The following is a 14000-nucleotide window of genomic DNA, read 5'->3' as shown; positions in this document are numbered from 1 at the left end:
GTCTACAAAATGCGTTTTGATGAAGCGAGTGCGAAGTACGGCGAGTTCGGTCCGTTCTACGTTGGCTATCGTGCAACCGGCGACGAAATCCTCAATCACTGCCGAATGAAAGGGTCGTGACAAAAGGGTAGGGATAGGCCGCAGTGAATCGCCATCGGATGATTGAAACGGCTGTGGCTTCAGCCGTTTCGAGGCGGTTCAAGGGGCCAGTAACAACACTGCGAGGTCGTCTGGTTTGCCTGGCGAGTCCGTCGCTGCGCTTTGCATGCGATCGTTGGTCAGGCGGAGCAACGAGTTGATACGTTCCAGTGGATGCCCAAGTCGGACCAGTTCCGTGATCTCGCTCAGGTGCAAGTTGTCGAACAAGCCGTCGCTCGCAACGAGCACGGTGTCGCGTGGAGCGAGCGGTATCGAGGGGCCGATTTCGATGTGCATGAAACGGGAACCGACGAGGTTCGAAACGATGTGTCGTTCGTCGTGGTGCATCGCCTCTGTTTCATCGAGCATCCCTGATTCGATCGCGTAGCCCACGGGCGAGTGTGGTGTGGAACGCCATTTGACGGTGCCACGTCCACCAACATAGACCGCCATGGAGTCGCCGACTTGGTACCCGCGAGCGATTCGGTCTTGGATCTCGACAACACAAATGGTGGTTGCGGCGCCGGTTCCCATGTCGAGGATTTCTTCGTTCGCTTTTTCGATCCCGTCGAGGATGGCGGGACGTAAGTCATCGGTGAGGTCGTGCGTCGCGATGCTTTCGGCGAGACACTCGACCGCGATGGCGGACGCTTTGTAACCAACCGGTGCACCGCCCACTCCATCGGCGACGGCTAAGACCAGTCCGCCGTTGGCGGTATGGATGACGACGGCACTGTCATCGTTGGGCTCTTCCTTGCCGGGGCATGCGCGCGAGTACGCGGCCACACTGCCTTGATCACACCGTTGTACCGTCGCCGTTTCCATCTCGGATTCGAGGTAAAACGTTGTCGATGCGGTAAGCGTGGTGGTCATGGAGTCAGAGTCTGCATGTTGGCTAGCGTCGAGCCAAAGCCGGCAGGTTGAGTAGCGAGGGAGAGATGAAGAATCGTTTGCGATCGCGATGTTGAAGTTTACGCTGTTTTCCGATTGCGTTTTGCGAATCGAATGGCTTTTAGGCGTGTTTTCTCCCACGCCGCTTCCATTTTATCCGCATCGGCGAACCGGTCACGTGGTTTGATCGCAATGGATTTGCGGATCACCGCGATTAGGTCGGGGTGAACGCGTTTGCGTAACGTCGCCACCCCCGGGAATGGCCACTCGAATGGGTATTCGGGCCACTTCCCCGAGAACATCCGATAGGCGATCAATCCGATCGAAAAAACATCACTTCGCTTGGACGGTCTGCCCATCGCTTGTTCCGGAGCCATGTACCCAAGTGTCCCGGTGCCGGATCCGTTGATCGTTCGCTGCGCCGCTTTGGCGATTCCGAAATCGCCGAGACGTAAACGGTCGGTATCAAACAGCATCACGTTTTCAGGTTTGATGTCGCAGTGAATCACGCCTCGGTTGTGCGCGTAGGCTGCGGCTTTGAGGAGTTGCGAAGTAAAATCGAACGCGGTTTCAAAACTCATTCGGTTTTTGAGGCGATCGTCGAGCGTCCGCGAAGCCAGTGGCGTGACGATCACAAATCGTCCGTCGATAAAGTTGGCATCACGGATCGCCAGGATATTGGGATGTTCGAGTCCCATCGTCAGCCTGGCCTCACGGCGGAACTCATTGATGAGCTCTTCAGAGACCCACTGGGCATTGGGGATTTTCAACGCGACTTTGACCGATAAGAGCGTATCGGTGGCGGCGTAAACGTCCGCGAAACCGCCGCGGCCGATGCGTCGGTCGAGACGGTATTTGCCGAGTCGGCTGTTGACCCGCAGTGGCGCGGGCGTGCCGGAGGGAGTCGGAATGGCTGAGCGGCCGGACCGGGAAGGCGATTGGGCCATCGGTTACCTGAACTTTGAAAGACGCACCGTTGGTGTTGGAAACGTCCGCTTCCCAAGCGTACAAGCGTGTGTTTCGGTGAACGTAGCACAACGAGGGGCCCGAAACATCTGGCCATCATGCGATCGCGCTAGGAGTCCAGGCCCGGGAGAGGCAGGTCGCATTGCGGCGTGTATGCGGAAGAGAACGGTAGGATGACGGGGCCTTCCTGTGCCGGTTTGTCAGGCGGTGTGTTGTCTTGATCGGAATCGTTTGTCGGCGAGATAGGAGTCGGAAGCAGGTCGCGGTAAGTGCGGTCGAACGCTTCTTCGAACGAATGTGTTTTGACGAGCGGGCGATTCAGCTTTGCTCGAGCAATCTGTTTGCCTCGGAAGAGCATGTCATCCACCACCGAACGGCATCGACCACGCAGCGTCGGTGCCGAAACGGTCGCATGAATTGCGGGGATCGGATGAGCGTTGAGTCGGCGTTTGTATTCTTCGTCACCCCGCATGTAGTCCACGCCGGTGCATCCATGATCGTGGGCGTATTTGATGATGAAGGTGTTTAGCAAAGATCCGGGTTTGAGATTTGCAAAGTCGTAGTCGACTCCGGTGCTGTAACAATAGAGACGTCCGTCGTCGCCGGCGAAGTGGAGCTGCGTTGCGATGATTTTCTCTTCACCGGTGTTCGCATCGGTATGTATCAACGAAGGTAGAAAGAGGTGTCCTTCGGGGAACGCTTTCAAGGCGGCCGATAGAACGAACTCTTTCATACGCGGGTCGGCGTAGGACCCGGTTTCGCCCTGCGATTGCCAGTGACGTTGGTGAAGTTCGATAAGTTTTTCGATCGTTTGGGTGATTGTTTTTTCATCCCATGCGATGCGGATCGACAGGTCGGTCTTGGGATGATCCGGTCCAGCCTCGCCGATTCGAATGATGGTGGAGCGGTGTCGGCGTCTCGCGCGTCGCGAACTGGATTCGACGAAATCGTCCCAGTCGCCTCGGCAGGGAAGAAACCATGTGTTCATTCGCGACGTGAGGCGGATGGCGGTGTCGCGTCGTTCGAACTCGTGCAGCAAATCACACATCCCAGGATCTCCCGCTGAGATCCCGTCGAATAGGAGTTGATCCCAACCGAGTCGCGGATCCGTTGCGTTTTCGATTAGAAAGTCGACAACGGCTTCGGTCACAACCGGAAGGTTTTCAGGCCGTGCGAGAACCGAGACGTAGTCGGTGCATACGCTTTCCCCCGCGATCGTTTTCCAGCCACGCTGTCCATGTCGTTGGAGCGGAAGGACGCCGAATATGTCTTCGTTGTCGTCGAGGACGGTGATGAAGAGCAGTTCATTGTCGTTGCCAAATTGTTGGCACCATGAATGCAACCAAGCGGACTGCCGAAACGGGATGCCGCATGCTAACGCGTCCCATTTTGACGAGTGTTCGAAAAGGCTATCGGCGTGTCGGTAGGCAATGATGGTATTCATGCGAAAAGTTAGGTTGCCCGGAACGCAGAAGGCTTCGCCGGTACGCTCATTTGTCTACAATCGAGGCCGGTGTGTCCTGCCGGATCGCCATAAACGTCAATATCCCACCTCCTGTCCTCCGCCCCCGCGAGACTCCCTGTAATGATTGATTTCGTTTCGATGCGACGACTATCTGTTCGTTTGGTCATGACATGGATCGCTGCGATGGTGGTAGCCAGTGCACGCGTGGACGCCGACGAACCTGTGGCGTCTGGCGAGAATTGGGCTCGGTTCCATGGGCCCAACGGAACGGGCCGCAGTGAACACGGCCAGTTGCCCGAATCGTGGACCGCGGCTGACTACACGTGGTCGGTCGATCTCAACGGAACCGACGTCGGGTCCCCGGCGGTTTCGGGGACACAAGTGTTTTTGTTGGATTCGTCGAGCAGTACGGCGGCGGGAGGAGGTCAACGTTCGATTGATCTCGTCGCGTTGGATCTGGGTACGGGGAAAGAACAGTGGCGGCGGAGTCATCGCGTGGCGACAACGAAACGGCACTCGCGAAACTCTCCCGCGTCGACCACGCCTGCGGTTGCCGATGGTCGTGTTTTCATTGCCTACGGCGACACCAACGGAGCCTATCTGTATGCCTATTCGCTCGCTGGCGAACCGCTTTGGCAGAGGCAACTCGGACCATGGTCGGGCGTGCATGGGTTTGGCACGAGTCCCATGGTGTTCGAGAATCAGGTTGTTCTGTTTAACTCTCAGCAAGTCGATCAGCTCGCCGCGTGGCAAGTCGCAGGGACCAGCCACATGATGGCGTTTGATGCAGCCACGGGAGAAGACCTTTGGAGTACACCACTGCGGGCAACACGGCCTTGTTACGGCGTGCCTGCCGTCTATGAACCGTCCAATGGCGAGTCGGGTTTCGGCCGGCAATTGATCGGTGCGAACAAGGGGAACGGAATGTTTGGACTCGATGTGACGACCGGAGAGTTGCTTTGGTCACTCGATGTGTTTAACAAACGTTGTTGTGCGTCCCCTTTGTTGGTCGGTGACATCGCGGTCTGTAGCAGCGGCAGTGGTGGTGGCGGAAATATCTTGTCCGCGGTCCGCATTCCTTCTAGCAAGGAACAAGAGCCCGAGGAACTCTTTCGGGTGACGAGTGCCGCGCCGTATGTGCCTTCCTCGGTTTCCAAGGACGGTTTGCTATTCACCGTTTCGGATTCCGGTATCGCGAGTTGCTTTGACCTGAGCGATCAGGGACGAAAGCGTTGGAGCCAACGGTTGGGCGGCAACTTCGGGGCGTCGCCTGTGATCGTCGGCGAACAGTTGTTGTTCCTCTCACTCGACGGGACCGCGCATGTCACTCGAGCGAGCGCGGCGAAGGAGCGTGTCAGCAGTTTTGATCTCGGAGGCCGCGTCGGCGCCACGCCGGCGGTCTCATCCTCGTGCCTGATTTTGCGAGTCGGGAATCGACTGCACTGTCTTCCAATCAGCGGGAGAGGATCGCAGGGCTAGAGATGCATCAAAGACAAACGTTGGGGTAGCGAAACTTGCCAACGGGCTGACGATTAGATGAGGCGTACCGCGTTCGAGGCGGTTAACCAGACGCCAACCGAGGCATGCGCTCATCGGCTAATCGTTGTCATGCGGTATGCGACTAAATCAACAAGTCGCCAAGAGTTTCGGGAAGGCTCTTGAATTACCGAAAGTCTTGGCGACTTTCGCTACGGATCGAAACCTTCTTTGTCGCTCGTGGCGATTCGGTAGGACCGTGAGAAGATAGCCGCTCGCGTCGAGGCCGGCGGTGGGGCGCCGACCACGACTCAAGTGGGTTCTGGCATCGCCAGTAATAATGACGACTCGATATGCCTCTGATTTGCGGCATGCCCCTTGAGATGCCGAAAAGGCAGGTTCGAGACCGCTGTGTCCCTTGTGAGGGATGCGTTATTCACGTTAAGGGGTTTTTTGCCGGGGGGCAAGTCTGATTGGCAAAATTTATGGATGGAAATCGAGTCAGCTCATTTCTTGTGATCAATCCAGGGGAGTCATTTCAACCGGCATCATGACGTCCGCACTTCGGATGAGTCGAAAGTTTTCGCAGCGGTTGAGATAGAACTGACGTGGTTCCTCGCGGCACAGACACAACGCGAGGAAGCGGCCTGACGCGGCGAAACGGATCGGGCTGACGGTGCGACGCGTGCGTTTTCCTTTGCTGTCGGAATACTCGAATTCAACGACCCACTCGTCTGCGTCGAGCATTGCGGTGCGTAGCATGCGTTCGGGCGAAAGTCTGGGTTTCGTCCGCCGTGCTGGCTTCACAACTGGTCCGAAGTCTCCATTGTGAGCGGGCTGGACTGTGCTCGGAGCCGTGCTCGGGATCGAGACAGGAGCCGTAGGGGCGATGCTGAGCGTGGCTGATGACATGCAGGGCTGGGGGGCGATGAGGTTGGGGGCGATGAGGGGGATCCATCGTGAACGACGGTGTCCGTTTCCGAGATGTCAGAATGATCGTCGGTGGGGGTGACACGTTTGGTCACAGGGGCGTTTTTCCTGGAAAGCCGTTGGGTTTTCTTTCAAAACGCTCTCGACAGCACGGTGGTGGGCTGGGCTATCATCGGCCGCGCGAAACCGATCGGTTCCTAGACTCGCGGCTGGCTTTTGAGGGAAATCACCGAGTCTCGGGAGTTCCGAGGCCTGGGAGTTCCGAGACGCGGGAGTTAAGGGGAGTGGTAAGAAATCAACCTATGGCCCGAGTGCCTTTCCCTACGCTTTACTGCCCTGCCCTCGAAGTCGACGCTTCGTTCGGCTCTTTGGGGACTTGTCGGCAGGTGGAGTGGAATTGAATGCTGAAGAACCCAACCTCATTGCGGGAGCGTTTGCTTGCTTCGTCTGTCTTGGAACTTTGACGTCCGCGATCCGGTGCGAGGTTGTATCGGTTGCCGAGTGATCGTGATGGCGGTGGTTTGGATTGCCGTTGCGGAGACCGTCGCGTTTGCACAATTGCCGGGCGACGCGGTTTTGCGTTTGAACGCACCTCGCAATGGACAGGCATCGATTCAACCGACCGAGATGAGGACGCCGATCGCGCGTCCCTCCGCGATGGCTGGCTCGCCGAACGTGATGTCGGGAGCGATGCCGATCGGCGGCGTGTCGATGACGTCGGAGCAGACCCGGCAGTCGGTACAGTGGCTCGCCGATCAATTGATGATGCACGTTCCGCGGCGGATCGAAGGCGACGATGATTGGGGGAACACCAAACGGGTTTGGGCTGGGGTGAAGATGCGGCGTGATGGGTGGGAGCTCAAGACGCATCGTCGTTGGAAGGAACTGCGTCATGGCCGATGGGTTCGATACGAGATCCGATTGCCGCCAACAACGGTCCCCGTTTCTAACGTCGGGACGGCATTGGGATCGGTTGCGGAGTCGTCGTTGTCGTCGTCGGCGGCGGACACGATTCAAATTCACAGCGTCACCCCGACGACAAACCAAGCAGGTTTTCATCGTTGGCGGGTTGATGCCTCGGCGTTCACACCGGCCGATTTTACGGTGCGTGTGGAGCGATGGAATTTAGGGGCAAAGTGGTACAGCATTGAGATTGTTGGCGACATGCAATTGCAATTGCGAACCGGGTTAACGATGGCGATGGAGGCCGACTTTGCCGAAGTGCCCCCGGCGATGCAGTTGGACGTTGAAATCGAAAAGGCGTCTTTGAAAGTGGTGCGATTCGAAGTCGACCGGATCAGCAAGCTTGGCGGCGACGCGGCGGAAGAGATCGGGGACCTAGCCGAAAAGACGATCGGCAAGGTATGGGTGCGCAAGGAGAACGGCCGATTGGTCAACCGCCTCAACGACGCGATTTCCGATAATCGGGATTCTCTGCGGTGGTCGATGGCCGGTTGGCTTGGTCAATTAGGGCAATGAACTTTCTTTGTCACGCGTTGCCCATCCTCACCTCATCGTCTTTGGAATCGGCCGTTGAGGCGGTCTGTACCGGGATTCCTGACTTCCTCTCGGTCATCGACCGAAAGATTCGCGCGCGGGCACGCGGGGCGGAGCCGTATCTGCAGTCGGACGATCCGATCATGCGAGCGGTGGCACGGGGCATCATGACTCACGTGGACGACGATCGATGGTTTCACGGTGGCGAAACATTCGCCCGGTTGAATCTGGAGTTCGCCGTCGCGCTGCGTGATCGGTTGCCGGGGGATTCCGGGTTTCGGCCGTCTTTCGTTGGCCACATCTTGATCGAGATGTTGTTGGACGCGAACTACATCATCCACCAACCGAGTTGGGCCGAGCGTTACTACGATCTGTTTGATGTCGTTCCGAAGGAGCAGATCCAGGTCTGCGTGAACCGGATCTCGGGCAAGCCGACCGATCGGATTCCGGCGACGTTGCAGCGGTTTGCCGATGCGCGGTTTCTGTATGACTACGCCGAAGACGAATCGTTGTTGATGCGGCTCAATCAGGTCATGGCAAGAGTCGGCTTGGCTGCCTTGCCCGATGAGGTCGGCCGATGGTTGCCGCAGGCCCGCGAGGAGGTGCTGCGGAACCACGAACGTTTGCTCAGCTATCCGGGGCAATCGACGCCGTACCCGCCGCTAGAGTAAACTTCGGCACCTGAATTGTACGTGTCCCGTTTACCTGTCGAGTGAGGTGGAAAGAATCCAATGAAGTATGGCATGAATCTGTTGTTGTGGTCCGGCGAAGTGACCGAGGAGATGTTGCCGGTTTGCGAACAGCTCAAAGAAGCCGGTTTTGATGGCGTTGAGTTGCCGATGTTCAACCTCGATCTCGATTATGCCGCGTTGGGCAAAAAGCTCGATTCGTTGCAACTCGGGCGAACCGCGGTCACGATCCGCAACGAAGAAGACAACCCGATTTCATGCGACCCGGCGATCCGCAAGTTGGGTGTCGAACGCAACAAGCAAACGCTCGATTGTTGTGCCGCCGCCGGTGTGGAAACGTTGGTTGGCCCTTATCACTCCGCGCTCGGTTTGTTCAGCGGTAGCGGCCCGACCGTAGACGAATGGAAATGGGGCGTCGAAAGCATGCGGGAGACCGCAGAGCACGCCGAAAAAGTAGGTGTGCGTTTGGGCATCGAGGCGTTGAACCGGTTCGAGTGCTACTTCCTCAACACGCACGCCGATTCCACCCGATTCGCTCGCGAAGTCGACCATCCGTCGTGCGGCATCATGTACGACACCTTCCATAGCAACATCGAAGAAAAGTCCGTCGCCGATGCGGTGAAGGCCGGCGGCGACAAATTGTTCCATGTGCACATCAGCGAAAACGATCGCAGCACACCTGGAACAGGCGGAGTGAAGTGGAAGGAAAATTTCGATGCGATCGCCGACTGTGGTTATGACGGTTGGATGGTGATCGAAGCGTTCGGGTTGGCGCTGCCGGAGATCGCTGCGGCGACGAAGATTTGGCGACGCATGTTCAGTGACGAGATGACTCTCGCGAAAGAGGGACTCGCGTTCATGAAATCAGAAGTTGAGAAACGCAAAGGCTAGGCCTCGCGGCGGCGGGGGCTGACTGGCCGGTGAGTTGATTGCGCTGGGGGGGCTGCTTGCACTGGGTTTCTGATTACCCCGGGTTTCTGATTACCCCGGGTTTCTGATTACACCGAGATCCGGCGATGTCAGCGAGAGATCGGCCGCCCTGCGTGCGAAAACAGCTCCGTCGCGGGCGCGGTGTGCTTCTGAAGGTCTCATGGGGTCACTTGGCTCATAGGGTCACTGGCCTGCTTGAGTGGCTGCTCATGGACGCCCGTTGACCGGTCGCCGCGTGCGGGTGCGGCGTATTTACCTACTCCCCCCCACCTCCTCTCGACGATTCTGTATACGGCCTGCTAAGGTGTTGCCTCTGATTTCGGGGGCGTTTCGCTCATTTTCCCGCCTGGCAGGCTGTCGTCGTGATTGTAATTCTGAAAAACGGTGCCACCGACGAGCAAATCGACCATGTCATTCGACGGGTCGAAGCAATCGGGTTGCAGTCGCATCTCAGCCGTGGCACTTTCCGCACGATCATCGGTTTGATCGGCGATGAGTCGTTGGTCAACAAAGAGTCGCTGTCGACGTTGCCCGGCGTCGCTCAGGTGATTCCGGTACTGCCACCGTACAAACTGGCGTCGCGAGAGGCTCACCCGGAATCGAGCGTGATCGACGTTTCGGGCGTGAAAATCGGCGGCGGAAATCTCGGGATGATTGCCGGACCGTGCAGTGTCGAAGACCGCGACCGGATGATGCGGATCGCCGAGAGCGTCTGTCAATCAGGAGCGAACGTCTTCCGCGGCGGTGCCTACAAACCGCGGACGAGCCCATATGCGTTTCAGGGTCTCGGCGAAGAGGGGTTGAAGATTCTGCGTGAAGTCGGGGACCGGTTCGGGATGCCCGTCGTCACCGAAGTGACCGATCCTCGGAACGTTGAATTGGTGTCGCAGTACGCCGACATGTTGCAGGTCGGGGCGCGCAACATGCAGAACTTTGTGCTGTTGACCGAGGTCGGCAAGAGTCGCCGGCCCGTGCTGCTCAAACGCGGGATGAGTGCGACGATCGCGGACCTGTTGATGAGCGCCGAGTACATTTTGTCCGAGGGCAATTCGAACGTCGTGTTGTGCGAACGCGGCGTGAAGGGGTTCGACCCGGCGACCCGAAACCTGTTCGACGTGGCGGCGGTGCCTGTTGTCCAAGGGTTGACGCACCTGCCGATCATCGTCGATCCTTCGCACGCCACCGGGCGACCGGACCTGATCCCGCCGTGTGCGTTGGCAGGGCTCGCCGCCGGAGCGGACGGCGTGCACATCGAAGTGCACGATTGCCCGGAAGAGGCAAAGAGCGATGGACCGCAGGCACTGCTGCCTGAACAATACAAACAAATATCGCATCAAATGCGATTGATGGCCGACTTGCTCGGCAAGACCATTTCCCCGTTGGCGAAAGATGCCGGCGGACCAACTCCACCACAACCACCTACCGAGGCCCTCGCGTGACTCGTCGTATCTTGATCGCCGGAAACTGGAAAATGAACACGCGTTCGGCTGCTGCCGCTTCGCTCGCCAAGGGCGTTGTTGAAGCGGTAGGCAAGTCGCCCGCCGTCGAAATCGCTCTTTGCCCGCCATCGGTTTATCTCGCGACGGTCTCGGAAGTGACCGCCGGGACTCCCGTCGAGCTGGGTGCCCAGAACCTGTATGCCGCCGAAGATGGTGCCTTCACCGGAGAAGTCAACGCGGCGATGTTGACCGACGTCGGCTGCCAATTCGTGATTCTCGGGCACAGCGAGCGACGTCAATTGATGGGCGAAACCGATGCCTGCGTCAGCAAGAAACTGCACGCCGCGTTGGCCGGAAACCTGACCCCGATCGTTTGCGTCGGCGAAACGCTCGAACAGCGTGAAGCGGACGAAACCGAGTCGGTCATCGAAACGCAAATCCGCGGCTCGCTCGAAGGGCTCGACGAAGCCCGGGCAGCCGGAATCGTCATCGCTTACGAGCCGGTTTGGGCGATCGGAACCGGGAAAGTCGCCTCGAAAGAGCAAGCGGAAGCGGTTCATGCCTTTATCCGCGATCTTCTTGGCAAAATGTTCACGCCCGACGTGGCGGAACAAATCCGGATTCAGTACGGTGGCAGCGTAAAGCCCGGCAATGCCGCTGAATTGCTTTCCCAACCGAATATCGACGGAGCCCTCGTCGGCGGCGCCAGCCTCAAGGCCGAGGATTTCGCTGGCATCATCAACGCGGCTCCTGCCTCCTAGTGTTGCCGAAGTCACGTCGACTTCGTCACCCAACCCAATTGAACCTTTTTAGAATTTGGTTCCTAAAACGGACTGAACAAACATGACCATTTCCCTTCCCCTGACTCTGTTTTGCCCGCTGGCTAATTTTGGCAGCATGGTTCTCGGAATGCTGATGGCGTTCCTTTCCGTGTTCCTGATCATGTTGATCCTGCTTCAACGTGGCCGCGGTGGTGGACTCGCCGGTGCCCTCGGCGGCGCCGGTGGCCAAAGTGCATTTGGCAGCAAAGCTGGGGACACGTTCACCGTGTTGACGATTTCGTTGGCGGGTGTGTGGATTTTTGTTTGTGCGTTCGCGATGTGGTCACTCGGCATGCACGCACCACGTGTTGCCGATTTGATCGAACCCGAAGTATCGGCCGGTCCAGGGTCAGAAGGTGCCGAGGACATCGCCAGTGGCTTGGTGATTCCTACCAACGATGAAGAAGAGTCGTCCGACAACGGCGACTTGGTTCCTGCGGACTCCGGAGCGGAAGAAGAGTCTGAGTCTTCGAGCGACGAAGCAGACGCGGCTGCATCGACCGACGATGCCTCCGACGCTGAAGAAACCGTCGTCGAAGAAGACGTTACCGAAGAAGAATCCGAGTAGTATTCTGCTCGAGACCGCTCCCTCTCTCTAGAAACGACTGAACTTCATGACTGAGGACCTTTACCCGCATTTGCGAAGCATGACCGGGCAAGGGCGGAGTGAAGTCTCGGGGGAAGAGGGAAATCTGGTGGTCGAACTGCGGTCGGTGAACAACCGCGGTTTGAAACTGGTGCTCCGGACGAATGAGGCCCTCGGCGCGTTCGAGGGCGTCATCACGGAAACCCTCCGCGGTCAAATTGAGCGCGGAACGGTGACGGTGCACGCCACGTTGAAAATGCCCGCCGGCGAAGGATTGTCGAGGGTCAATCAGGACGCGGTGGCGAAGTACGCCGGCGACTTGGCGCGTGCGGCGGACGGAATCGGCGTGCCGACTCAAATCGATCTGAGTGTACTGTTGACGCTGCCCGGCGTTCTTTCCACCGAGGCGGTCGCGGATGAGAGCGATGCGGTGCTCAAGCGTCGGCGGCAGTTTGTTGTCGAAGGGGTTTCCGCTGCGGTTGAACGTTTCAACCACATGCGTCACCACGAAGCGGTTTCGATGGCCAAGGTCCTGCAAGAGGATTTGGCGGCGATCCGTTATCGGGCGACCAAAATTCAAGAACTCGCTCCCGGCGTCATCGACCGTTACCGCGATCGTTTGCTCGAGAAGATTCAGAAGTTGCTCGCCGAGCATCACCTCCCGGTGGAGCCCGTCGACATCATCCGAGAAGTCCAGTTGTTCGCCGATCGGAGCGATATCAGCGAAGAGTTGACCCGCCTGGCGAGTCATTTGGAGCTGTTCACCGGAGTGTTGGAGGGGACGCACACGGCCGACGCAAAAGGCGGGGCTTCTAGCGAAATCGCGAACGAGGCGGTCGGGCGTAAGCTAGATTTCATTATTCAAGAAATGTTCCGCGAAACCAACACGATCGGCAGTAAAGCGGGGAACGCGAAAATTGCCGAACATATTGTTGAAATCAAGTGCGCAATCGAACGGATGCGAGAGCTTGTGCAGAATCTGGAGTGACGATTGAGATGGCACTAGAAACCGAAATCAAACCTGTGAGCACTCCTACGAATGACGACCGACGTGAATTGGAGAAAGGGCAGTTGATCATCGTCTCCGGGCCGAGCGGTTCGGGGAAATCGACGGTGACCAAACGTCTGCGAGAGGTCTGCACGCTGCCGCTGATCCCTTCAATCTCGGCGACTACCCGGAAACCCCGCGATGGTGAAGTCGACGGAGTCGATTACTATTTCCTCTCCGATGAGGAGTTTCAACGTCGTCGACACGCCGGTGAGTTCCTTGAGGCGAAGCAGGTTTTCAGCCTCGGACACTGGTACGGAACCCTCGCGGACCAAGTTGCCACTGGCCTAAACGCAGGAAAGTGGGTAATTTTAGAGATTGACGTGCAGGGCGCCATGACGGTGCTGGAGGATTCGCGTTACGCACCGATCACCATTTTCATCCATCCCGGCAGTATGACCGAACTGGAACGCCGGTTGCGAACCCGCGGGACGGAGACGGAAACAGCGATCCAGGCACGCCTGAAGACGGCCGCAGGCGAAATGGAAGCCCGTGGGGCCTACCAGCACCAAATCATCAACGAAAATGTCGACCAGGCGGTCGACGACATCTGCCACATTTTGCAAATTCACAAGGAATCCACTTCGTGCTCGAAGAACTAAAAGAAGAAGAGATCGTCAACAAAGTCGGCGGGCGATTCAAACTGAGTACGCTGATTCAGAAACGCTTAGTGCAACTCAACCAAGGCTCGCGTGCGTTGGTGAACATCGACACGCACGACAAAATGTCGATCGTGTTGCAGGAGATTGTGCAAAACAAGATCTTCCTCAACCTCGACAACGAAGTCGAAACCGCTGATGACTTGGACACCATCGTCGCCGCAGCGGAAGCACCCGAGTTGGATGCCGCAGACCTTTAGTACTGCGTTTGGATGGAATTCAGGGGGGATGCCGGAAATACTCCACGCACCGGAACGTTCTCCCCACAAGTGAGCCAAACGGCGTCAGGCCTCGGGTGGAAGCGTCGATCGATCATCCAGACCTAACCGCCCAAAACCCGAGTGCTCACGCACTTCGGCTCACTGTGACGTATATGCGGTGAGTTTGCGGATACTCGGAACACTTTGCCAGAAGTGAGCCGGACGGCCGTCAGGCCTCGGGTGGAGACGTCGGGCGAACATCCAG

The 14000-nt window shown here is 57.9% G+C and carries 15 protein-coding genes; 11 read left to right on the top strand and 4 right to left on the bottom strand.

What is annotated here, in order from left to right; genetic code table 11:
* The coding region (locus tag RSSM_RS33465) for a chlorite dismutase family protein (protein WP_173403203.1) at positions 1 to 120 on the top strand (120 nt) is incomplete at its 5' end.
* Positions 121 to 198: 78 nt separating this feature from the next.
* On the opposite strand, the gene RSSM_RS31085 is transcribed toward RSSM_RS33465, so the two are convergent.
* The 3 genes from RSSM_RS31085 to RSSM_RS31075 form a co-directional block, all read right to left on the bottom strand.
* Positions 199 to 1011, bottom strand: a complete 813-nt coding sequence (locus RSSM_RS31085) for a PP2C family protein-serine/threonine phosphatase (RefSeq protein WP_008689452.1) — start codon at positions 1009 to 1011, stop codon at positions 199 to 201.
* 98 nt (positions 1012 to 1109) lie between these two features.
* Positions 1110 to 1976, bottom strand: coding sequence for a serine/threonine-protein kinase (locus RSSM_RS31080; protein WP_008689450.1), 867 nt, complete (start codon positions 1974 to 1976; stop codon positions 1110 to 1112).
* A 128-nt stretch (positions 1977 to 2104) separates the two neighbouring features.
* On the bottom strand, positions 2105 to 3439 hold the full coding sequence (locus RSSM_RS31075) for a GNAT family N-acetyltransferase (protein WP_008689448.1): 1335 nt from the start codon (positions 3437 to 3439) through the stop codon (positions 2105 to 2107).
* Positions 3440 to 3598: 159 nt separating this feature from the next.
* On the opposite strand from RSSM_RS31075, the gene RSSM_RS31070 reads away from it, so the two are divergent.
* On the top strand, positions 3599 to 4939 hold the full coding sequence (locus tag RSSM_RS31070) for an outer membrane protein assembly factor BamB family protein (protein ID WP_236621519.1): 1341 nt from the start codon (positions 3599 to 3601) through the stop codon (positions 4937 to 4939).
* Between the two features lie 516 nt (positions 4940 to 5455).
* Here RSSM_RS31070 and RSSM_RS32870 read toward each other — a convergent pair.
* Positions 5456 to 5698, bottom strand: a complete 243-nt coding sequence (locus RSSM_RS32870) for a WYL domain-containing protein (RefSeq protein WP_008689445.1) — start codon at positions 5696 to 5698, stop codon at positions 5456 to 5458.
* 606 nt (positions 5699 to 6304) lie between these two features.
* On the opposite strand from RSSM_RS32870, the gene RSSM_RS31060 reads away from it, so the two are divergent.
* The 9 genes from RSSM_RS31060 to RSSM_RS31020 all read left to right on the top strand — a co-directional run bounded on the left by RSSM_RS31060 (position 6305) and on the right by RSSM_RS31020 (position 13735).
* Complete coding sequence (locus tag RSSM_RS31060; protein WP_008689442.1) at positions 6305 to 7345, top strand: hypothetical protein; 1041 nt, start codon at positions 6305 to 6307, stop codon at positions 7343 to 7345.
* Positions 7342 to 8034: a hypothetical protein gene (locus RSSM_RS31055; protein WP_008689440.1), complete on the top strand. Its 693-nt coding sequence runs from the start codon at positions 7342 to 7344 to the stop codon at positions 8032 to 8034. Before RSSM_RS31060 ends, RSSM_RS31055 begins: the two co-directional genes overlap by 4 nt.
* A 60-nt stretch (positions 8035 to 8094) precedes the next feature.
* Complete coding sequence (locus RSSM_RS31050) at positions 8095 to 8943, top strand: sugar phosphate isomerase/epimerase family protein (RefSeq protein WP_008689438.1); 849 nt, start codon at positions 8095 to 8097, stop codon at positions 8941 to 8943.
* A gap of 401 nt (positions 8944 to 9344) precedes the next feature.
* The gene (gene aroF / locus RSSM_RS31045; protein WP_008689436.1) at positions 9345 to 10421 is read left to right on the top strand and encodes a 3-deoxy-7-phosphoheptulonate synthase; all 1077 of its coding nucleotides are present in this window, start codon (positions 9345 to 9347) and stop codon (positions 10419 to 10421) included.
* The gene (gene tpiA / locus RSSM_RS31040) at positions 10418 to 11182 is read left to right on the top strand and encodes a triose-phosphate isomerase (RefSeq protein ID WP_008689435.1); all 765 of its coding nucleotides are present in this window, start codon (positions 10418 to 10420) and stop codon (positions 11180 to 11182) included. The genes aroF and tpiA overlap by 4 nt, the downstream gene beginning before the upstream one ends.
* Before the next feature lie 82 nt (positions 11183 to 11264).
* Positions 11265 to 11810: a preprotein translocase subunit SecG gene (gene secG, locus RSSM_RS31035; protein ID WP_008689432.1), complete on the top strand. Its 546-nt coding sequence runs from the start codon at positions 11265 to 11267 to the stop codon at positions 11808 to 11810.
* Between the two features lie 46 nt (positions 11811 to 11856).
* Positions 11857 to 12816: a YicC/YloC family endoribonuclease gene (locus RSSM_RS31030; protein WP_173403202.1), complete on the top strand. Its 960-nt coding sequence runs from the start codon at positions 11857 to 11859 to the stop codon at positions 12814 to 12816.
* Between the two features lie 8 nt (positions 12817 to 12824).
* Positions 12825 to 13478, top strand: a complete 654-nt coding sequence (gene gmk / locus RSSM_RS31025) for a guanylate kinase (RefSeq protein WP_081613944.1) — start codon at positions 12825 to 12827, stop codon at positions 13476 to 13478.
* On the top strand, positions 13463 to 13735 hold the full coding sequence (locus tag RSSM_RS31020; protein ID WP_008689428.1) for a DNA-directed RNA polymerase subunit omega: 273 nt from the start codon (positions 13463 to 13465) through the stop codon (positions 13733 to 13735). The genes gmk and RSSM_RS31020 overlap by 16 nt, the downstream gene beginning before the upstream one ends.
* The last annotated feature ends 265 nt before the right edge of the window (positions 13736 to 14000 follow it).

It is taken from the genome of Aporhodopirellula sallentina SM41 (assembly GCF_000346505.1).
In the GTDB taxonomy this organism is placed as follows: Bacteria; Planctomycetota; Planctomycetia; order Pirellulales; family Pirellulaceae; genus Rhodopirellula; species Rhodopirellula sallentina.
This window is presented reverse-complemented; position numbering and strand designations above follow the sequence as displayed.